The sequence below is a fragment of the Methylobacterium sp. C33D genome, from assembly GCF_053345825.1.
This window is the reverse complement of the sequence record NZ_JBKFAV010000043.1, coordinates 36,948-52,810: the sequence shown is the minus strand read 5'-3', so window position 1 is coordinate 52,810 and position 15,863 is coordinate 36,948. Positions and strand designations below refer to the sequence as shown.

General features: G+C 73.0%; 24 protein-coding genes. 5 read left to right on the top strand and 19 right to left on the bottom strand.

Annotation, left to right across the window (positions count from 1 at the left end):
- Window positions 1–545: 545 nt before the first annotated feature.
- The 5 genes from ACLBXO_RS26505 to ACLBXO_RS26485 form a co-directional block, all read right to left on the bottom strand.
- Window positions 546–740 (bottom strand): hypothetical protein, encoded by a 195-nt coding sequence (locus ACLBXO_RS26505; RefSeq protein WP_447687263.1) that lies wholly within the window; start codon window positions 738–740, stop codon window positions 546–548.
- 433 nt (window positions 741–1,173) lie between these two features.
- The gene (locus tag ACLBXO_RS26500; RefSeq protein ID WP_331314293.1) at window positions 1,174–1,383 is read right to left on the bottom strand and encodes a hypothetical protein; all 210 of its coding nucleotides are present in this window, start codon (window positions 1,381–1,383) and stop codon (window positions 1,174–1,176) included.
- A gap of 129 nt (window positions 1,384–1,512) precedes the next feature.
- Window positions 1,513–1,833: a polyhydroxyalkanoic acid system family protein gene (locus ACLBXO_RS26495; RefSeq protein WP_331314292.1), complete on the bottom strand. Its 321-nt coding sequence runs from the start codon at window positions 1,831–1,833 to the stop codon at window positions 1,513–1,515.
- A gap of 96 nt (window positions 1,834–1,929) precedes the next feature.
- Window positions 1,930–2,241 carry a hypothetical protein gene (locus tag ACLBXO_RS26490; RefSeq protein ID WP_447687262.1) on the bottom strand — a complete coding sequence of 104 codons (312 nt, stop codon included), beginning with the start codon at window positions 2,239–2,241 and terminating at the stop codon, window positions 1,930–1,932.
- Between the two features lie 90 nt (window positions 2,242–2,331).
- On the bottom strand, window positions 2,332–2,562 hold the full coding sequence (locus tag ACLBXO_RS26485) for a hypothetical protein (RefSeq protein WP_020094727.1): 231 nt from the start codon (window positions 2,560–2,562) through the stop codon (window positions 2,332–2,334).
- A gap of 502 nt (window positions 2,563–3,064) precedes the next feature.
- Between ACLBXO_RS26485 and ACLBXO_RS26480 the strand changes: the two genes are divergently transcribed.
- Together ACLBXO_RS26480 and ACLBXO_RS26475 are read left to right on the top strand one after the other, a co-directional pair.
- A complete protein-coding gene (locus tag ACLBXO_RS26480) occupies window positions 3,065–3,379 on the top strand; it encodes a hypothetical protein (RefSeq protein WP_447687261.1) in 315 nt (104 codons plus the stop codon).
- A gap of 467 nt (window positions 3,380–3,846) precedes the next feature.
- On the top strand, window positions 3,847–4,023 hold the full coding sequence (locus tag ACLBXO_RS26475; protein WP_331314287.1) for a hypothetical protein: 177 nt from the start codon (window positions 3,847–3,849) through the stop codon (window positions 4,021–4,023).
- Here the strand turns inward: ACLBXO_RS26475 and ACLBXO_RS26470 are convergent.
- Window positions 4,020–4,280 (bottom strand): hypothetical protein, encoded by a 261-nt coding sequence (locus tag ACLBXO_RS26470; RefSeq protein WP_331314285.1) that lies wholly within the window; start codon window positions 4,278–4,280, stop codon window positions 4,020–4,022. The two genes, ACLBXO_RS26475 and ACLBXO_RS26470, sit on opposite strands and share 4 nt — an antisense overlap.
- A 32-nt stretch (window positions 4,281–4,312) precedes the next feature.
- A complete protein-coding gene (locus ACLBXO_RS26465; RefSeq protein WP_331314284.1) occupies window positions 4,313–4,567 on the bottom strand; it encodes a hypothetical protein in 255 nt (84 codons plus the stop codon).
- Window positions 4,568–5,062: 495 nt separating this feature from the next.
- Here ACLBXO_RS26465 and ACLBXO_RS26460 point away from each other — a divergent pair, with 495 nt between their 5' ends.
- Together ACLBXO_RS26460 and ACLBXO_RS26455 are read left to right on the top strand one after the other, a co-directional pair.
- Window positions 5,063–5,356, top strand: a complete 294-nt coding sequence (locus ACLBXO_RS26460) for a hypothetical protein (RefSeq protein ID WP_447687260.1) — start codon at window positions 5,063–5,065, stop codon at window positions 5,354–5,356.
- Window positions 5,357–5,429: 73 nt separating this feature from the next.
- Window positions 5,430–5,705 carry a hypothetical protein gene (locus tag ACLBXO_RS26455; protein ID WP_331314282.1) on the top strand — a complete coding sequence of 92 codons (276 nt, stop codon included), beginning with the start codon at window positions 5,430–5,432 and terminating at the stop codon, window positions 5,703–5,705.
- A 24-nt stretch (window positions 5,706–5,729) separates the two neighbouring features.
- On the opposite strand, the gene ACLBXO_RS26450 is transcribed toward ACLBXO_RS26455, so the two are convergent.
- From ACLBXO_RS26450 to ACLBXO_RS26415, 8 genes are all read right to left on the bottom strand, one after another.
- Window positions 5,730–5,906 carry a hypothetical protein gene (locus ACLBXO_RS26450; RefSeq protein ID WP_331314281.1) on the bottom strand — a complete coding sequence of 59 codons (177 nt, stop codon included), beginning with the start codon at window positions 5,904–5,906 and terminating at the stop codon, window positions 5,730–5,732.
- A gap of 88 nt (window positions 5,907–5,994) precedes the next feature.
- A complete protein-coding gene (gene rfbH / locus ACLBXO_RS26445; RefSeq protein ID WP_447687259.1) occupies window positions 5,995–7,314 on the bottom strand; it encodes a lipopolysaccharide biosynthesis protein RfbH in 1,320 nt (439 codons plus the stop codon).
- Window positions 7,315–7,472: 158 nt separating this feature from the next.
- On the bottom strand, window positions 7,473–8,012 hold the full coding sequence (locus tag ACLBXO_RS26440) for a dTDP-4-dehydrorhamnose 3,5-epimerase family protein (protein ID WP_447687258.1): 540 nt from the start codon (window positions 8,010–8,012) through the stop codon (window positions 7,473–7,475).
- A complete protein-coding gene (locus ACLBXO_RS26435; RefSeq protein WP_447687257.1) occupies window positions 8,012–8,920 on the bottom strand; it encodes an NAD-dependent epimerase/dehydratase family protein in 909 nt (302 codons plus the stop codon). The genes ACLBXO_RS26440 and ACLBXO_RS26435 overlap by 1 nt, the downstream gene beginning before the upstream one ends.
- Window positions 8,905–9,675: a glucose-1-phosphate cytidylyltransferase gene (rfbF, locus tag ACLBXO_RS26430; protein WP_331314275.1), complete on the bottom strand. Its 771-nt coding sequence runs from the start codon at window positions 9,673–9,675 to the stop codon at window positions 8,905–8,907. The genes ACLBXO_RS26435 and rfbF overlap by 16 nt, the downstream gene beginning before the upstream one ends.
- A 70-nt stretch (window positions 9,676–9,745) precedes the next feature.
- Complete coding sequence (gene rfbG / locus ACLBXO_RS26425) at window positions 9,746–10,834, bottom strand: CDP-glucose 4,6-dehydratase (protein ID WP_447687256.1); 1,089 nt, start codon at window positions 10,832–10,834, stop codon at window positions 9,746–9,748.
- Window positions 10,835–10,870: 36 nt separating this feature from the next.
- Window positions 10,871–11,839 carry a glycosyltransferase family 2 protein gene (locus ACLBXO_RS26420; protein WP_447687255.1) on the bottom strand — a complete coding sequence of 323 codons (969 nt, stop codon included), beginning with the start codon at window positions 11,837–11,839 and terminating at the stop codon, window positions 10,871–10,873.
- Window positions 11,840–12,050: 211 nt separating this feature from the next.
- Window positions 12,051–12,392: a hypothetical protein gene (locus ACLBXO_RS26415; protein ID WP_447687254.1), complete on the bottom strand. Its 342-nt coding sequence runs from the start codon at window positions 12,390–12,392 to the stop codon at window positions 12,051–12,053.
- Window positions 12,393–12,455: 63 nt separating this feature from the next.
- On the opposite strand from ACLBXO_RS26415, the gene ACLBXO_RS26410 reads away from it, so the two are divergent.
- Window positions 12,456–12,788, top strand: a complete 333-nt coding sequence (locus tag ACLBXO_RS26410; RefSeq protein WP_447687253.1) for a hypothetical protein — start codon at window positions 12,456–12,458, stop codon at window positions 12,786–12,788.
- Here the strand turns inward: ACLBXO_RS26410 and ACLBXO_RS26405 are convergent.
- From ACLBXO_RS26405 to ACLBXO_RS26390, 4 genes are all read right to left on the bottom strand, one after another.
- On the bottom strand, window positions 12,773–13,219 hold the full coding sequence (locus ACLBXO_RS26405) for a hypothetical protein (protein WP_447687252.1): 447 nt from the start codon (window positions 13,217–13,219) through the stop codon (window positions 12,773–12,775). The two genes, ACLBXO_RS26410 and ACLBXO_RS26405, sit on opposite strands and share 16 nt — an antisense overlap.
- Before the next feature lie 131 nt (window positions 13,220–13,350).
- The gene (locus ACLBXO_RS26400; RefSeq protein ID WP_331314265.1) at window positions 13,351–13,683 is read right to left on the bottom strand and encodes a hydroxyisourate hydrolase; all 333 of its coding nucleotides are present in this window, start codon (window positions 13,681–13,683) and stop codon (window positions 13,351–13,353) included.
- Complete coding sequence (locus ACLBXO_RS26395) at window positions 13,680–15,113, bottom strand: amidase (RefSeq protein ID WP_447687251.1); 1,434 nt, start codon at window positions 15,111–15,113, stop codon at window positions 13,680–13,682. The genes ACLBXO_RS26400 and ACLBXO_RS26395 overlap by 4 nt, the downstream gene beginning before the upstream one ends.
- A complete protein-coding gene (locus tag ACLBXO_RS26390; RefSeq protein ID WP_447687250.1) occupies window positions 15,110–15,862 on the bottom strand; it encodes an aspartate/glutamate racemase family protein in 753 nt (250 codons plus the stop codon). Before ACLBXO_RS26390 ends, ACLBXO_RS26395 begins: the two co-directional genes overlap by 4 nt.
- Window position 15,863 lies beyond the last annotated feature (1 nt).

Below are 15,863 nucleotides of genomic sequence, written 5' to 3'. Positions count from 1 at the left end.
TGGCGTCGAAGCCGTAGCCGGCGTTCACACCGATGTAGAAGCCGGTCCAGGTGAACACCGGCACCGGCGTGAACACCGGCGGCGGCGCGGCGCGGCGCGGCAGGTCCGCGGCGGACGCCGCGGCGGTGAGCGCAGTGAAGGCGGTCAGGGAGGCGAGAAGCTTGGTCATCAGGGCGATCCGGGTTTCGATCTGGTGATAAGACTACCAAGCCCTGAGCGGAATAGCTGTAGTTTTACGGACACACAGCCTCGCTGCGTCCCAAAAAACATAGTAAACGGGCGATTAACTTCGATCTGACTGGTTAAATACTGATGAAGTTCTGCCGGTGTGCTCTGGGATGTCCGGACCTCCGGGTGGCCGCTCGGCTCCCGGTGGCGCCGGGCAGGGCGGCCAGGGGGCAGCGCGCCGACAGCCTCGCGCGCCTCGTCGCCAGCCACCCGCACGGTGAAGGGTTCGGTGCCGCCGCGGCGGTCCCGCCGGATCGGGGACCGGCCGGCGCCGACGCGCGGGGACCTGCTCGACGGTCCCCGCGCCCGGGGCCGCGCTACCCCGTGTGGTCGCGCCGGGTGATGTGCTTGACCAGCTCGGCCAGCTTCTCCTCGGCCTTCCTCAGCGCCACGCGTGCGCTGTGTCCGGGCGGCGTTCCGTCGGCCGCCTCGCGAAGCTTCGCGATGGTGCCCTGGGTGTCCTCAACCTCGGCATCGAGCGCGGCACGCTCACCGGATCTATCGATGGCCATATCGATCCTCCAGGTGTTCTGCCCCTGGCGGCCGCCAGGGCGCCACGCCTTGAGGTAGGCGACATGTCGACCGTGTCGACCGCGGCGAGCCGCGCCGGGGCGGGGTTTCCGGCACGCTCCGGTCCGGCGGCCCCGTCGCTGCCCGCGCGCCACGGCACGCCGCGGCGTGATCCCGACGCCCGCGGCCGGCGTTCCAGCGGTAAACCCGCCGCAGACGGCCGCCATGCTGATCCTCAATCCCCTCAGCGGCCAGACGGCCGGCGTGCGCGAGCCCCGCCCGCAGCCCGGGAAGCCGTGAGCCCGCCCGGCGGGGGGGCTCGTCGAGGCGCGCTCCGATGCGCGACCGGGGGTTGAGCGCGCCCTCCCCGGCCACGCCGCGATCTCGGGTTCGGCCGCCCGCACGACGCGCCCGCGCACAATGTGGCGCGACCGATCACACGGTGCGCGGAGGGCGTCGCGCCAGCCGCTCGGCCTCGGCCTGCCACGCGTCGCGCTCGGCCTGGATCGCCTCGATGCGGGCGTGGAGGTGGCCGGCATCGATGGCGGTCTCCATCAGCATGTCCTGCGCGGTGGCGAGCTGCTGGCGGAGCTCGGCGTTCTCGGTCGCGAGCGCGAGGAGCAGGGCCGCCACGTCATCGCTCATACGGGCCTCTGCGCCGCCACCGAGCCGGCGCGTTTAGCCCCGGCGCGACCCGGCCACAACCGCCCCCGGACGCCCACGGACCGGTCGCCGTCCGGATCCCGCGCGGGCGGCCGTGGGCCGCGCCGTGCGTCAAGCGGCCTCGTCGGACAGGAGGCGCCCGACGTAGTGGCGCCCGACCGACTCGATGACGGGCGCGAACAGTCTGGCCATCCAGGGCACCAGCGCCTCGACCTCCAGCGTGCCGTCCGCCACCTGGATCGCGACGCGCGCCGTCTGCCCGTAACCGCTGCCCGAGAAGGCGCGGCGATCGCCGAGCCAGTCCTCGGCCTCGACGCGGATCTTCTCCGCCTCCAGGCGGCGGAGCGCCCAGTCCATGTGCAGGTCGATGCGGCGGCGCACCTCGGCGGTCCCGAGATCGTGCGGGACGGTGATCGTCAGGCGCTTCGGCACTGGAATCTCCTCGCGGGCGGGACCCGTGAGGTGCGGCCGGAAGGTTAACGGTCGGTGATCGCCGCCCGATCGCCCCGCCGCGCAGACCGTGCGCGCTCAGTAGCGGACGGTACGGACGCCGCCGGCCCCACCGCCCACGACGCTCCGGACGACCTCCTTGGTCGACGGGCTGATCCCGCCATCGCCGCGCAGCCGGCGCCCGTCCGCCCGCTCGAGGCGCGCGACGTCGTCGGAGCACCGGTCCAGGGCGCGGCGGACCTTCGCCGACAGCGGGCCGCCGCGTTCGGCCTGGGCGCCGCCCATCTCGAACCGCAGGCAGGATGCCAGGTAGCCCTTCAGATCGTCGAAGGCGGCGGCCTGCGCTCCCGACGTCAGGAGGATGAGCATCAGGGCGGATCGGGCGAGCATCACGCGCTCCAGGATGGGCGGTCCGCGCGGACAACGCGCGAGCGGGGCGTTGGTCCCCGAGGTACCGTCGTCGCGCGGCCGCCTACGCGCTCAGCCGCTGCGGCGCGGTGCCTGGGCCGCGTCGCGCCGCTGGTCCTGGGTTCCCCGACACTGCACGTATTCCGGCGTTCCCGGCTCGGCGCCGTAGCCCCGGCAGATCGCGTCGTCCTTCGCCGCGACGTCGGCCTCGCTCATGAAGAGCTCGCCGCGGCCGGGCCGGTTCGCCGCGTTGCAGGCCGTCAGGGCCGTGGCCGCAATCGCCAGAACGATGATGTGTTTCATGGGATTCCTCGCCGCCGATCAGCACCACAGCGGCGCGACGCTGTCGATGACGCGGCGGCGGCGTCCACAAGCCGGCGGTCGCTATGGTTATCCAAGGATGGCCAGAGGGTTAGCGCGGCGCCGCGGTCCGGGCCGGCCGCCGCACGGGGCGATACTGTCCCGACATGCAAGCGTAACGCCGCCGCGACCGGCCGTTTCCGCGGGGCCGGCATGTCGTGTCGCCAGTGCAGCCGCGGCGCAACGCCGGCTAAGCGTACGCCCCTGCATCCTCCCGAGGCAGACCCGCCTTCAGCCCCGCCGGCAGCGCCGCGCGGGGCCTTTTCGTGCGCCGGTCCGGACATCGGCGCTCCGGCCGCGCGCGAGGCCCTGCGCGCCGGACGAAGCCGGACGCGGAGCCGGGCACGCCGGCGAACGGCGTCGGAAACCCGGCCCGCCCTCCCGCGTTCGGGCACGGGGGCCCGTGCGCGAGGCGCAGTCAGGGCCCCGGGATGCCAAGGAGCACATGATGCGTCATGCCCTCTTCGCCATCTTCGCGCTGGTCGCGGCGTCGCCCGGATCGGCGCAGACCGGCACCGGTCCCGCGCCGATCCGGCAGCCCGGGCCGCCCCAGGCGGTGACGCCGGGCACGCCGCCCGGAACCGTCGTCGTTCCCGGCGGCAGCCAGAACAGCGGTCCGGGCAGCACCGCCGTCGTCGCACCCGCCGGGACGGGGGCAGCGACCCTCACGACGGATTCGGCGGCGGGCGGGAATGCCGGCCAGCCGGAGCGCGGCGTTCCCCAGGTCGGCAAGGGGGGCGAGGCCGGCGGCGGCAGCTGACCGCCGGCCCCCGTCCCGAAGATCTGCCCCGGTCCGTGCGCGATCGCGGCGGGACCGGTGGGCCGTCCCTCCGCCGGCAGCCGGATGCGGCGCGGCGGGCGACGGCCCGTGCGGATCCGTGAATACCGCGGCGTTGAACCAAAGGCGCTGGATCGCTCGTGGCCTTGGAGCGATGGTCTAGCGCCGCGCTCAGCTCAGATGCCGGGCAAGTCTGTTGCGGACCATCCAATTTTGATCGGCACTTCTCTGTCAGGTTCGGCAGTCAATCTGAGATCATTGCGCGATTTCGAATCGCTGGTAGCTTTATACCGGTAAAATATAATTCGAACTCGTTGATGCAGAAATCGAATTATTGCGCTATAGAGATCATCTAGATTTGGCGCGACGCTGCCGTGCGTCTGGCGGAGATTGCGTTGGCGGATCCTGGCTTCGAGAGCGGAAACAACAGGCCGAACGACAAGAGATCGATGCTCCGGCAGATCGCGCACGCACTCGGAGCACCGCAAGACGCCTTTCTCGATGAATCCGAGGCGTTCGCCACGATCGAGATGACGGGGGAATTACTGCGCGTCTGGTGCGCGCTCACCCTGTCGGACCGCCGCTTGCTGCTGGAGATGGCGCGCGGGATGATCTCCCGCGGCTAGAACGGCCACGGCTCATCCTGCGCCCCCGAAGCCGACCCCGACCCCTGCGCTGCCCGTTCGCCCGGCGCCACCAAGTCCACGATCTCGTCGAGCGGCTGCGTCACCCGGATGGTCCGGCCCGCCGCGGTGATGAAGGTCTCGTTGCGCATCAGGTCCGTGTCGCTCAGCGCCTGGACACTGGTCACGCGCAGCAGGTGGCGGCAGCCGTCGCCGTCCTGCACCTGAAGGAAGTTCCCGACCCGCCGAACCGCCGACATGGCGCACTCCCGCCCCGCTGGTGATCTGTGGCCTAGGCGCCCTGCAGGCTCTCGGCGAAGTCGTCGGGGATCTCGCCCCACTGGCCGAGGATCGTGACGCCCTCCAGCTCGCCGGTCTCGTCGTCGGCCACCACCTTCAGCGCCGCCGCGCCCGGCATCCGCCTGGCCATGTTCTCGGCCTTCTTCACCGCCCCGCTCTCGGTCTGCGCCGGCTCCTGCCGGGCCGGCCGCAGCCGCTTCCGGTGCACCTCGAAGGGCTGCACCACGAACGCCGTCCTCATCGTCATCGTCGTCCCGCACCCCGGTTCGTCACAGGTTCTCCACAGACCCCACAGGTTACCCGAGGCAGCGCCGCGGAGGTCGGTTCTCGCGCCGCATCCACAGGCGTCCACAGGCCTCGCGGGGAAGCCTCGCTCGCAGAGCGTGCCCGGCTCGTCCGTGTGGTCTGTTCTGTTTCCGTTCTAGCACGGCGAAGCCGCAGGTGCACCCAGCTCGGAGTGACGTGCGGCCGGTGGCGAAGCCCCCACGCCGCTCGCCTCCAGCGAATGAACTGGCGCAGCCCCGGGCTTCCCGCCGCCGCGGTCGACGCGTACCTCGCGGCCGCCGTGACGTGCGCGCCGCGTTCGCAGGGCCCCGAATCCCGCGGCGTCCACGGCGACGCAGGCGTGCCGCGGCCGCACGGCTTGCTCGCCAGGGTTGCTTGTGGAACCGTGTCGGCCTGAGACCCCGAAGAGGCGACGGATGCTCCGCACCGTGCTTTCGCAGACGGAGCGTGACCCGACATGACGGCTGGTGATCCGCCCAACAAGATGGCCGAAGTCGCCGGACTGGCGGCCGCGATCGCCGACCACATCCTCGCGCAGCACGAGGCGGGGACCACGATCCCGCCGGACCAGTTCCGGATGCTGGTGAGCGCTGCCCGGATGCTCCTGGATAACGGCGTGCCGTGGCCGCCGTCGGTGACCTACCTCGTCATGGAGGTCGCCCGGCGGGTCGAGGAGGCCGAGCCGCCGCCCAAGGGCGACGAGGTCGTGACGCAGCTGCAGCAGGCGCTCGACGCGGCCAGATCCACCTGAGACCGGCCTGAGGCGGACCGCCGCGCGGCCGGCGGGCCGATTTCCCGCTGGAACGGCGCCCTATATGGGCCCTATGCCCACACTCGGCCTCAAGCTCCCGCTCCGGATCTGCGTCCTCGACAACGCTGCCTGCGTCGAGGATGCGGGCGGCCGGCGCACCGGCTACGTCTACTGGGACGAGGGCCGGCCCGGGGGCGGCGACAGGCCCTTCACCCGCGCCGAGGCCATCGAGCAGGTCCGGATCATCGCGGGAGCCTGGGCCGGCGCCCTGGTCCACAGCGGCACCCTCGACACCGGCCCGGCGCCCGAGCCGGGTGCCGCCGCCGCCGAACCCTCCCCGGAGGTCTGACCGCCCCCGGCGGAACGGGATCCGCTACAGGCCGGCGCCGCTCGAATACGAGACCGGCGCGCCCGCGCTCGTCGCGGAGGCCGCGACGGTGGCGGCGATCCAGTCGCCGTCGCTGGTCCCGGACACCCGGCACGCCCGCGCCAGGGCCCGCTCCTGGCGGCGCCAGAGCCAGAGGCGGAGGGTGTGGATGAGGTCGTACATGCTCGGCCCCGCGCTGTCGCACCCGTGGATGTGGTGCGCGCGCGCGGTCCGCTCAAGCCTGCGGCGGCGCAGGGGCCGGAGGAGGCCGTCAGCCGGCGCCGAGCTCCCGCGTCACCGCCGCGAGCGTGTCGGCCATGTAGTCGAGCATCGGGTCCGTCAGGCCGGGCCAGACGCCGATCCAGAAGCTGTCGCGCATGATCTTGTCGGTGTGGGTCAGCGCGGCGTGCACCCGGTAGGTCACGTCCCGGAAGGCGGGCTGCCGGGTCAGGTTGCCGGCGAACAGCAGCCGGGTCCCCACGCGCCTCTCTTCCAGCCGCGCGACGAGGGCGTTCCGATCGATGGCGGCCCCGTCCCGCACCGTCAGGAGGTAGCCGAACCAGCTCGGCTCCGAACCCGGGGTCGCCCGCGGCAGGTGGAAGAGCCGGTCGAGCCCGCGCTCCCGCAGGCGCCGCTCCAGACCGGCGAAGTTCGCGCGACGGCGTTCCACGAAATGCTCGAGCTTGGTCAGCTGGCTCACCCCCAGGGCGGCCTGCATGTCGCTGACCTTCAGGTTATAGCCGATGTGGGAGTACGTGTACTTGTGATCGTAGCCGCGGGGCAGGTCACCGAGTTTCCAGCCGAAGCGGTTGCCGCAGGTGTTGTCGGTGCCGGGCTTGCAGTAGCAGTCCCGCCCCCAGTCCCGGAACGACTCGACGATCTTGGCGAGCGGGCCCTTGTCCATCAGCACCGCGCCGCCCTCGCCGGTGGTGATGTGGTGGGCCGGATAGAAGCTCAGGGTCGCGACGTCGCCGAAGGTCCCGACCCCCTGCCCGCCGATGGTCGCGCCGAACGCGTCGCAGCAATCCTCCACCAGCCAGAGGCCGTGGCGGCGGCAGATCTCGGCCACCCGGACCACGTCGAAGGGGTTGCCGAGCGAGTGCGCGATCATCACCGCGCGGGTCTTCGGCGTCACCGCCGCCGCGAGCAGGTCGACATCGACGTTGTGCGTCTCGACGTCGACGTCGACGAAGACCGGCACGCAGCCGTGCTGCACGATCGGCGCGACGGTGGTCGGGAAGCCCGCCGCGACGGTGATCACCTCGTCGCCCGGCCGCAGGCGGCGCGCGCCGTGCTTCGGCGAGGTCAGCGCCGCGAAGGCCAGGAGGTTGGCGGCCGAGCCCGAGACGGTCAGCCGCGACTGCTTCCGTCCGAACGCCGCCGCGAGTTCCCGCTCGAACCGGTCGGCGTAGCGCCCCGCCGTCAGCCACATGTCGAGGGAGGCGTCGATGAGGTGGGCGCAATCCTCCGCGTCCATGACCTTGCCGGAGGGCGGGATGTAGGTCTCGCCCGGCACGAAGGCCGGCTTCCCCCGGGCCTCGAAATGCGCCCGGGCGAGGTTCAGGATCTCGGTGCGCAGGGCGTCGGTCATGGGGGCGAAACACTGTTGTCCGGTCGCGGGTCTCGGGCAGCTATAGCGCGGGATCGGCCGGGCGTGAGACTGCGATCGGCGCCGGGACCTGCTGCAATCGCGTCTGCGGTCCTCCCGGAGCGCCTGTCGGTGCCCCTGTCGTTGACCGGCCGCACGGCTCAGAACGGCGTGGCGAACGCGTCGAGGTCGGGATGCAGGCGATCCCGATCCGACAGGGTCGGGTGCGCGATGCCCCAGTCGAACCCGAAGCTGTCCCAGCGGATGCCGGCATCGGCGGCGGGGGCGTGGACCGACGTGACCAGGTAGAGCAGCGTCGCCGCGCTGGAGCGCACGGCGAAGCCGTGGGCGCAGCCTTCCGGTATGTAGACGCCGGCGGGCGCCGCCCCGTCGAGGTCGAGGGCGACGGCGCGGCCGTAGCCGGGCGAGGCCCGGCGCAGGTCGAGGACGACGTCCGTCACCGTGCCGGACAGGCACCAGACGAGCTTCGCGTGCTGGTGGGGCGGCACCTGGAAATGCATGCCGCGGATCACGCCCCCCGCCGAGGTGGAGCAGTAGACCTCGGCGAAATCGGTCCGGAGCCCCGCCGCGGCGAGGCTCGGCGCGTGCATCAGCTTGTGGAAGCTGCCGCGGGCATCGCGGCTGCCGGGCGCGCGGAGGAGGAGCACCCCCGGAAGGTCGCTGGTCCGAATCTCGAACATCACTGCGCCGCCATGAGTTCGGTGAGGCCGCGATCCAGGCCGACGGCGGCGGACCAGCCGGGCAGGAGCGGCCCCATCCAGGGCCGCATCACCTCCCGGGCCCGGTAGGGCCGCGCCCCCCAGGCCACCGGAACGGGCCGCGCGCCGAGTCGCTCGATCCGCGCCACGAGCGCGCGCAGCGACAGCGTCTCGGGCCCGCGCAGCGCGAAGGATTCCCGCGTGCGCCCGGGCGCCGCGCGGATCCTGTCCAGCGCGGCGCGGCTCCCCGACAGCACGTCGTCGACGTGGAGCAGGTTGAGAGTCTGCTCGCCCGGGGACAGGTCGAGCCGTCGCCCCTCCCGCTGGGCCTGGAGCAGGGCCGAGACGAGCTTGCCGCGGCGATCCGCCGGTCCGTAGGTGTCTGGCAGCTTCAAGGTCAGGATCGTGAAGCCTTCCGCCTCGGCGTAGTAGGCCGCGATATCCTCGAAGGCCTGCTTGGTCGCCGCGTACAGGGTCGCCGGATCGTAGCGATCACCCGCGAAATGCTGCCAGATCGTGCCGAAATTGACCATGTGCCGGACCCCGCATCGCGCCATCGCGTCGAGGAGCTGCGTGCCGAACAGAAGGTTGGCCTGGATCAGCGGCGCCACATGGTCCGGCCCGTGCACGCCGACGAAGTGGGTGGCGGCGTGGATCACCGCCTCAGGCGCGAAGGCGCGCATCGCGGCGTGCAGCGTGTCCGTCGCGCCGTCGTGGCGCAGGATCGTCGCGCGCGGGTCGAGGGCCGCGGTGTCGGAGTCCGCCCGCACCAGGGCGCCGACGGCGATGCCGGCCTCGGCGAAGCCCCGGGTCAGCCGTCCGCCGACGAAGCCGGTCGCGCCGGTGATGAGCAGGCGGCCGAAGGGCGGCGGCACTACCACGTCTTCCACGGGGCCCGTCCCGACGCCCAGAGTGTCTCGAGGTTCGTCTTGTCCCGGAGCGTGTCCATCGCCTGCCAGAAGCCGTCGTGGATGAAGGCCTGCAGGTCGCCCTCCCGGGCCAGGCGCTCCAGGGGCTCGCGCTCCCAGACCGTCTCGTCGCCCGCGACCGTGTCGATCACCGACGGCGCGAGGAGGAAGAAGCCGCCGTTGATCCAGCCGCCCTCGTTGTCGGGCTTCTCCTCGAAGGCCGTGACCCGATCGCCGTCGAGGGCGAGATAGCCGAAGCGCTTGTCGGGCCGCACCGCCGTGACGGTGGCGCGCTTGCCGTGAGCGCGGTGGAAGGCGATCTGCGCGGTGATATCGACGTCGCTGACGCCGTCGCCGTAGGTGAGCGCGAACATCTCCTCACCCTCCAGGTGATGCCGGACGCGCCTCAGGCGGCCCCCCGTCATGCTCTGGTCGCCCGTATCGACCAGCGTCACGGTCCAGGGCTCGGCGGTCTTCCGGTGAATCTCCATCCGGTTCTCGGCGATGTGCATCGTCACATCGCTCATGTGGAGGAAGTAGTTCGCGAAGTATTCCTTGATGATGTACCCCTTGTATCCGAGGCAGATCACGAAGTCGTTGATGCCGTGGCGGCTGTAGCCCTTCATGATGTGCCACAGGATCGGCCGGCCGCCGATCTCGACCATCGGCTTGGGCCGCGTGGCGGTCTCCTCGGACAGGCGCGTGCCGAGGCCGCCCGCCAGGATCACGGCCTTCACCGGCCGTTTCCCCGGCCATCTCCCCGGCCCGCGGGGCGTGAGCGGAGGGTGGGGCGACGTGCGTGCATGGTCAGGCGCTGTCCTCGTCTGCTCGGCCGGCGGCGAGCCGGCCATACTCCGCGATCTGGGCCTCGACGAGCGCCCGGGCGTCGGCGGGACGCGCGCTGTAGTCGCGATACCACTCCATCGTCAGGCGCACCGTGCGGGCGAAGCCGAGCCGGGGGCGCCAGCCCAGCGCCGCCTCCGCCTTGGCCGCGTCGAGCTTGAGGATCCCGGCCTCGCGCAGGGCCGAGGGCTCGATGCGGACCGGGATGGGGTCGCCGCCCCAGGCGGCCAGCGCCTCCTCGATCAGCCGCCGCACCGCGACCTCGCTGGCGCGGGCCGGGCCGAAATTCCAGGCGCCGACCGCCGCGTCGTCGGCGGCCAGGAGCCGCGCGCCGAGCAGCATGTAGCCGTGCAGAAGTTCGAGCACGTGCTGCCAGGGCCTGACCGCGTCCGGGTTCCGCAGCACGAGCGGCGCGCGGCTCCGGATGGCGCGGACGAGATCGGGCACGAGCCGATCCTCGGACCAGTCGCCGCCTCCGATCACGTTGCCGCCCCGGGCGGTGGCGAGGCGCAGGCGCGATCCCGGCATCAGGGCCTGCCGGTAGCTGCCGGCCACGATCTCCGCGGCGGCCTTGCTGGCGCTGTACGGGTCCTTGCCGCCCAGCGGGTCGGACTCGCGGTAGCCCCAGACCCACTCGCGGTTCTCGTAACACTTGTCCGAGGTCACGCAGACGACCGCGCGGACCGAGTCGGTGTGGCGCGCCGCCTCCAGCACGTGGGCGGTGCCCATGACGTTGACCGCGAAGGTCTCGAGCGGGTCGGCGTAGGAGCGCCGAACCAGCGCCTGGGCCGCGAGGTGGAAGACGATCTCCGGACGGAACGCCGCGACGGCTCCGCGCACGGCCTCGGCCTCGCGGATGTCTACGAAGGCGGATTGCATCCGGTCGGCGAGCGCGAGATCGCCGAACAGGCTCGGCCTGTCGGCCGGGGGCGGCAGGGCGAGGCCCATCACGTCGGCGCCCTGGTCGAGCAGCCAGGCGACGAGCCACGCGCCCTTGAAGCCGGTATGACCCGTGACGAGGACACGGGTGCCGCGATAGCGCTCGAGGCTCATCTCAACGGTCCGGACTGGCTGGGCATCGATCGGGGCTCACGCGACGGCGGGATCCGCCGGCCGCATCTGGACCCGATCCCCCGTCCCCGCCGCGCCGGCCTCCGAGGGAGAGGGGCGGCTCAGCGCGTCCCAGAAGAACCCGTACAGATCGGGCGCGCTGATCTTCTGCTCCTTGGCGAACGGGCCGCACGCGTTGAAGAACATCATCAGGACATACCGGATGAGTGCGGACTTGAGCGGGTCCGAATGGGCAAGATCGCCGAGCTTCGGCTTCACCTGCTCGAAGAACTGGAACATGCCCGCATAGGCCTGCTTCGCCGCCGAAGTCGCCTGATGACTCTCCTGATTCTGGTGCAACCGATACAGGAAGACGGCCTCGGGCGCGTAGAACACCTTCGACGCGCGGTTGAGAACGCCGACGAACGGGATCGTGTCGGAGAAGTAGGAGCCCGACAGCGTCGGCTGACCGCCGGCGTCCAGCCACGCGGAGCGCCGGTAGAAGGTCGAGAACACGGTGTTGATCTGGTTGTGGGCCGTCGGACTGGCGAAGTACCGCGTCAGCCACGACTCCGCGTCCTCGACCTGGGCCTTCGCCGCGAGCGGCTCGGCCTGGTGCAGGATCTGGCTCGCGCCGTCGATCAGGACCCTGCGCCCCAGCCCGACCTGAACCGCGTCGTCGGCCTCGAACGCCGCCACCATCGTCGAAACGTACGTGTTCGAGATGAGATCGTCGTCGCTCAGCAGCAGCATGTACTTGCCGCGCGCGTGCTGGACCGCGTCGGTCACGTTCGCTTCCATGGGCAGCGTGAACGACCGGGTGAGGACCGTGAGCCGATCGTTCCGGAGCTGGCCCAGGAAGCTTCCCGTGGCATCGGTGCTGGCGTTGTCGCTGATGATCAGCTCGAGGTTGCCGTAATCCTGCGTCGAGACGGAGCTCAGGGTCTGCGCCAGCAGCTCGACACGGTTCAGGGTCGGCACGATCAGGGAAACCAGCGGCAGCGACATCGAACGGCTCTCTGACTGGATCGACGCAGGCGCCGGGGCCGGACGGCCCGGCTGCGCGCCGCACGGTTTGAGCGGACCAGACCGGGAACGGCGTGACGCGGGTCAGACCTGCCAGAATCGAAGACCTGTGTCGATCAGGGCGCACGGAATCCGCTGACCCGGCGCGCGATCCCCGATCGGCCGGCGCCGCGCTCTCTCGGGGAACGAACCCTCACGCCCCTCCCCCAGGCAGCCCTGCCCAGGCCTCACGGACGAGCGCGAGGCGCTGCTCGGCCCGGGCCGCGTCGGCGTCCGCGACCTGATGGAGGACGGCCTCGAGCGCCTCGGACCCGCCGAGCGCCGCGGCCGCCTCGCCCTGGCGGCGCATGGCGGAGCGGTGCGCCCGCATCGCCGGACCGGCCTTCGGCCCGGCCTCGATCGCCTCCAGGGTGGCGATCAGTGCGGCCGCCAACGGGGCGACGTCGCGCCACGACGCCGCCGCGGGCGCCGGCTCGGGCGGGTGAGCTTGCTCCGGCGGCGGCGCGGAGAAGTTGGTGGTGAGCGGGCGCTTCATGACGAACCTCCACGGGCGCGGTATAGGGGACCATCGGCCGGCGCGGAGCTGTACGAGGAGCGCATGGCCGAAAGGCGGAAGGCCACCGGGTCCGGCGAGGATAGCCTGTCGCGCCACATCCTCCCCAATGCCGGCACGATGGTGGGCGTCTGCACCACGCTGATCGGCCTCGTGAAGATCGCCGAGGGCTGGATCGGGCCGAGCCACGTCGACGAGGCCGCCGCCCTGACGGCGATCCTGTTCCTGGTCAGCGCGATCGCGTCCTACCTGTCGATCCGCCTGGGCGACGCCGGCGACCTCTCGGTCAGCCTGGAGCGCTGCGCCGACATCTGCTTCGTCATCGGGCTGATCGGCCTGACGCTGATCTCGGTCCTGTTCGCCTACGAGACGATCTGACGGCGCCCGGCGCGGAGCCGGTCGGGCAGGGCCTCGCGGTCGGTCAGCGCCGCCGCGAGGACCGCGAACAGGCCGAGATGGAGACCGAGCGCCGCCAAGCCGGGATCGCGCAGGGACCACAGGCCGGCCGCGCCGAGCGCCATGAGCGGCGGTCCGGCCACGTAGACGACGCTGCGCCATCCGGCGGGCCGGCCGAGGCGCCAGAAGCAGCCGGCCAGCGCCGCCAGGGCGAAGCCACCCTTCAGCAGCGCCATGAACCGGATCACCCGCACGAGGTCGGGATCGACGGGCGCCGCGGGGACCCGCGCGGCCGCCACGAAGGCCAGCGGGAGCGCGAGGATCGTCAGCGCGGCGAGCAGCAGGCGCGCCGGAGGGGCGCCGCGCGTCGCCCGCCCGGCCGTGGCCGGGATCGTCATCGCCTGAACCCGCATCGGCTTCCTCCTGCGCGCGCCGCGATCGGGGCGAGTCTAGGCTCTCCGGAGGCCCCGGTCACCTCGCCGGGGAGGGCGGCGGCCGGGCCGCGCTGTCGCGGGCCGGGTCCGGGAGCGACGCGGCCGGCGGCTCAGACGCCGCGGAACAGCGCGACGCCGAAGGCGGTGAATTTCAGCGGCAGGTGGCAGTGGCGGTCTGGGTCGTCGAGCCGGAACCGGATCGCGGCCTCTTCCAGGAACCCCTCCCCCGCGGCCCCGACGTAGTCGCCGATGTCGAACACGACCTCGTAGAGGCCGGCGGCGAGCCGCGTCCGCACGACCGGATGGTCGAGGGTCCCGTCCGCCCTGAGGCGACCTTCGGCGATCACCCGCCGTTTCGCCCCGGCCCGCAGGATGCGCACGCGCATCCCCTCGGCCGGTCGGCCCGTGGCGGCGTCGACGGCGTGGAGCGACAGGCCGGTCACGGGGCCCGGCCCTCCCAGACCATCCGCCAGGGATGGGCCGCCTCGTAGGCCGCCGCCATCGCCACCAGGGTCTCGTCGCGGCCCCAGGGCGCCACGAGCTGGAACCCGATGGGAAGCCCGGCGCCCGAGGGGCGGCAGGGGATCGAGATTCCCGGGCAGCCCGCGGCGTTGACGAAGCCCGTGAAGGTCGCCGAGCCGCGGGAGCCCACCGGCACCCCGGCGATGCGCGGCGGATGGGTGTCCTCGGCCGGCCAGGGCAGCGCGGCCGCCGCGGGAGTCATCAGCAGGTCGTGGTCGGCGAACAGGGCGGCGAGGTCCCGGCGCAGCGCCAGGGCCATCCGCTGCACGTCGAACAGGTCGGCCGCCGAGAGGGTCGCCCCGGCCTCCGCCAGGGCGCGGATGTCGGGGCCCAGATCGCCGAGCCGGCCGGGATGCGCGCGCATCAGCCACGCGATGCCCGCCTGGCCGAGGACCGGCCACGCCTCCGTGATGGCCGTCGCCGCGTCGAAGCGGCCGGTCTCGACCCGGTGGCCGAGGCCGGCGAGGCGCCCGGCCGCCTCGGCGACGCTGTCGGCGATCTCCGGATCGACCGGGGCCGTCCCGAAGGCCGGGACGTGCAGGATCCGCAGCGGGCGCTCCGGCATGACGGCGCTCCCGAACGGGCCGAAGCCGTGCGGCGCGACGGAACCGGGGTCGGCCGCCCCGAGGACCCGCATCGCCGCCGCGAGGTCCTCGACGGTGCGCGCCATCGGCCCGACCACCTCGAGGTCGAGCATGATCGGCGGCAGCCCGCCTGTCCGCGGAACCCGGCCGGCCGTCGGCTTCAGGCCGACGAGGCCGGTATGCGAGGCGGGCCGGCGGATCGAGCCGCCCGCGTCGGTCCCGACCGCCAGGGGCCCGATCCCGGACGCCACCGCCGCGACGGCGCCGCCGCTGGAGCCCCCCGGCGTCAGCGCCGGATCCCACGGGTTCCGGGTGACCCCGTGGACCGGGTTGCCGGTGTAGCCCTGGACGGTCAGCTCCGGGACGTTGGTCTTGCCCAGGATCACCGCCCCGGCCGCGCGCAGGCGCGCCACCGGCGTCTCGTCGCGGTCGACGGCCAGCCCCGCCCCCTCCCCCGCGTAGAGCCGGCTGCCCCAGCCGGTCGCGAACCCGGCGACGTTCAGGCTGTCCTTGACGGTCAGCGGCACGCCGTCGAGGGGCCCGACCGGTCGCCCCGCCCGCCAGCGCGCCGCGCTCGCCGCGGCGGCGCGCTCCGCGCCCTCGGGATCGACGGCGACGAGGGCGTTGAGCGTGGGGTTCACGGCCTCGGCCCGCTCCAGGCAGGCGCGGGCGGCCGTGACCGGGCTCGCCGTCCCGGCGGCGTAGCGGCGGCCCAGGGCGGCGGCCGAGAGGGTCCAGAGCGGTCCGTCCGCGTCGATCCGGGTCATGGCTCCTCCTCGCGATGGGCGATCCAGCGGGCGAGCGGCCCGGCGAGGCCGGTGGCCGGCTTCGCGGGCGGGCGGGCGAAACGGCCGGCCCGGGGCGGGCGCGTCCCGAGCCGCACCAGGGCCTGCGCCTGGCCCAGGGCGGCCGCCAGCGGGTCGACGAGCGGCACCGGCACCGCGTCCCGCAGGGTCGTGGCGAGGCCGGCGAGCGGCGCGCCGGCCAGGATCACGACGTCGGCCCCCTCCCCGACCGCCCGCTCGGCCAGGGCCAGGATCTCGGGCCGCAACTCGTCCTGCACGTCCGTCACGGCCTGGAACGGCCTGCGCACCGCGTGAAGCCCGGCGCAGCGCGCCGACAGCCCGGCCAGGGCCACCGCGTCCTCGTACCAGGGCAGAAGGGCGGGCGCGAAGGTGACGACCGCGAACCGCGCCCCGAGCTGGCAGGCGGTCAGCATCGCGGCCTCGGCCATGCCGACCAACGGCAGGTCGAACAGCTCCCGCGCGGCGACCAGACCGGGATCGCCGTAGGCGGCGATCACCGCGGCGTCGTGGCCGGCATGGTGGGCGGCGAGCGTCTCCAGCACGGCCGCCCCGGCGAGCTGCGCCTCGGCCCGGCCGGCGATGTAGGGCAGGCCCGTCGCGGCGGTGAGCGCGGTGATGCGCGCGTCGGGGGCGAGCGCCGCCTCGGCGGCCCGCGCCATGCGCGCGGTCATCGCCGCCGAGGTGTTGGGGTTGAGGAGCAGGATGCGCATG

Excerpts from the sequence above, each read along its gene's own strand:
- ACLBXO_RS26505 (WP_447687263.1), bottom strand. The coding sequence starts at position 740 with ATGGCCATCGATAGATCCGGTGAGCGTGCCGCGCTCGATGCCGAGGTT.
- ACLBXO_RS26500 (WP_331314293.1), bottom strand. The coding sequence starts at position 1,383 with ATGAGCGATGACGTGGCGGCCCTGCTCCTCGCGCTCGCGACCGAGAAC.
- ACLBXO_RS26490 (WP_447687262.1), bottom strand. The coding sequence starts at position 2,241 with ATGCTCGCCCGATCCGCCCTGATGCTCATCCTCCTGACGTCGGGAGCG.
- ACLBXO_RS26485 (WP_020094727.1), bottom strand. The coding sequence starts at position 2,562 with ATGAAACACATCATCGTTCTGGCGATTGCGGCCACGGCCCTGACGGCC.
- ACLBXO_RS26480 (WP_447687261.1), top strand. The coding sequence starts at position 3,065 with ATGATGCGTCATGCCCTCTTCGCCATCTTCGCGCTGGTCGCGGCGTCG.
- ACLBXO_RS26475 (WP_331314287.1), top strand. The coding sequence starts at position 3,847 with ATGCTCCGGCAGATCGCGCACGCACTCGGAGCACCGCAAGACGCCTTT.
- ACLBXO_RS26470 (WP_331314285.1), bottom strand. The coding sequence starts at position 4,280 with ATGTCGGCGGTTCGGCGGGTCGGGAACTTCCTTCAGGTGCAGGACGGC.
- ACLBXO_RS26465 (WP_331314284.1), bottom strand. The coding sequence starts at position 4,567 with ATGACGATGAGGACGGCGTTCGTGGTGCAGCCCTTCGAGGTGCACCGG.
- ACLBXO_RS26460 (WP_447687260.1), top strand. The coding sequence starts at position 5,063 with ATGACGGCTGGTGATCCGCCCAACAAGATGGCCGAAGTCGCCGGACTG.
- ACLBXO_RS26455 (WP_331314282.1), top strand. The coding sequence starts at position 5,430 with ATGCCCACACTCGGCCTCAAGCTCCCGCTCCGGATCTGCGTCCTCGAC.
- ACLBXO_RS26450 (WP_331314281.1), bottom strand. The coding sequence starts at position 5,906 with ATGTACGACCTCATCCACACCCTCCGCCTCTGGCTCTGGCGCCGCCAG.
- rfbH (WP_447687259.1), bottom strand. The coding sequence starts at position 7,314 with ATGACCGACGCCCTGCGCACCGAGATCCTGAACCTCGCCCGGGCGCAT.
- ACLBXO_RS26440 (WP_447687258.1), bottom strand. The coding sequence starts at position 8,012 with ATGTTCGAGATTCGGACCAGCGACCTTCCGGGGGTGCTCCTCCTCCGC.
- rfbG (WP_447687256.1), bottom strand. The coding sequence starts at position 10,834 with ATGAGCCTCGAGCGCTATCGCGGCACCCGTGTCCTCGTCACGGGTCAT.
- ACLBXO_RS26420 (WP_447687255.1), bottom strand. The coding sequence starts at position 11,839 with ATGTCGCTGCCGCTGGTTTCCCTGATCGTGCCGACCCTGAACCGTGTC.
- ACLBXO_RS26415 (WP_447687254.1), bottom strand. The coding sequence starts at position 12,392 with ATGAAGCGCCCGCTCACCACCAACTTCTCCGCGCCGCCGCCGGAGCAA.
- ACLBXO_RS26410 (WP_447687253.1), top strand. The coding sequence starts at position 12,456 with ATGGCCGAAAGGCGGAAGGCCACCGGGTCCGGCGAGGATAGCCTGTCG.
- ACLBXO_RS26405 (WP_447687252.1), bottom strand. The coding sequence starts at position 13,219 with ATGCGGGTTCAGGCGATGACGATCCCGGCCACGGCCGGGCGGGCGACG.
- ACLBXO_RS26395 (WP_447687251.1), bottom strand. The coding sequence starts at position 15,113 with ATGACCCGGATCGACGCGGACGGACCGCTCTGGACCCTCTCGGCCGCC.
- ACLBXO_RS26390 (WP_447687250.1), bottom strand. The coding sequence starts at position 15,862 with ATGCGCATCCTGCTCCTCAACCCCAACACCTCGGCGGCGATGACCGCG.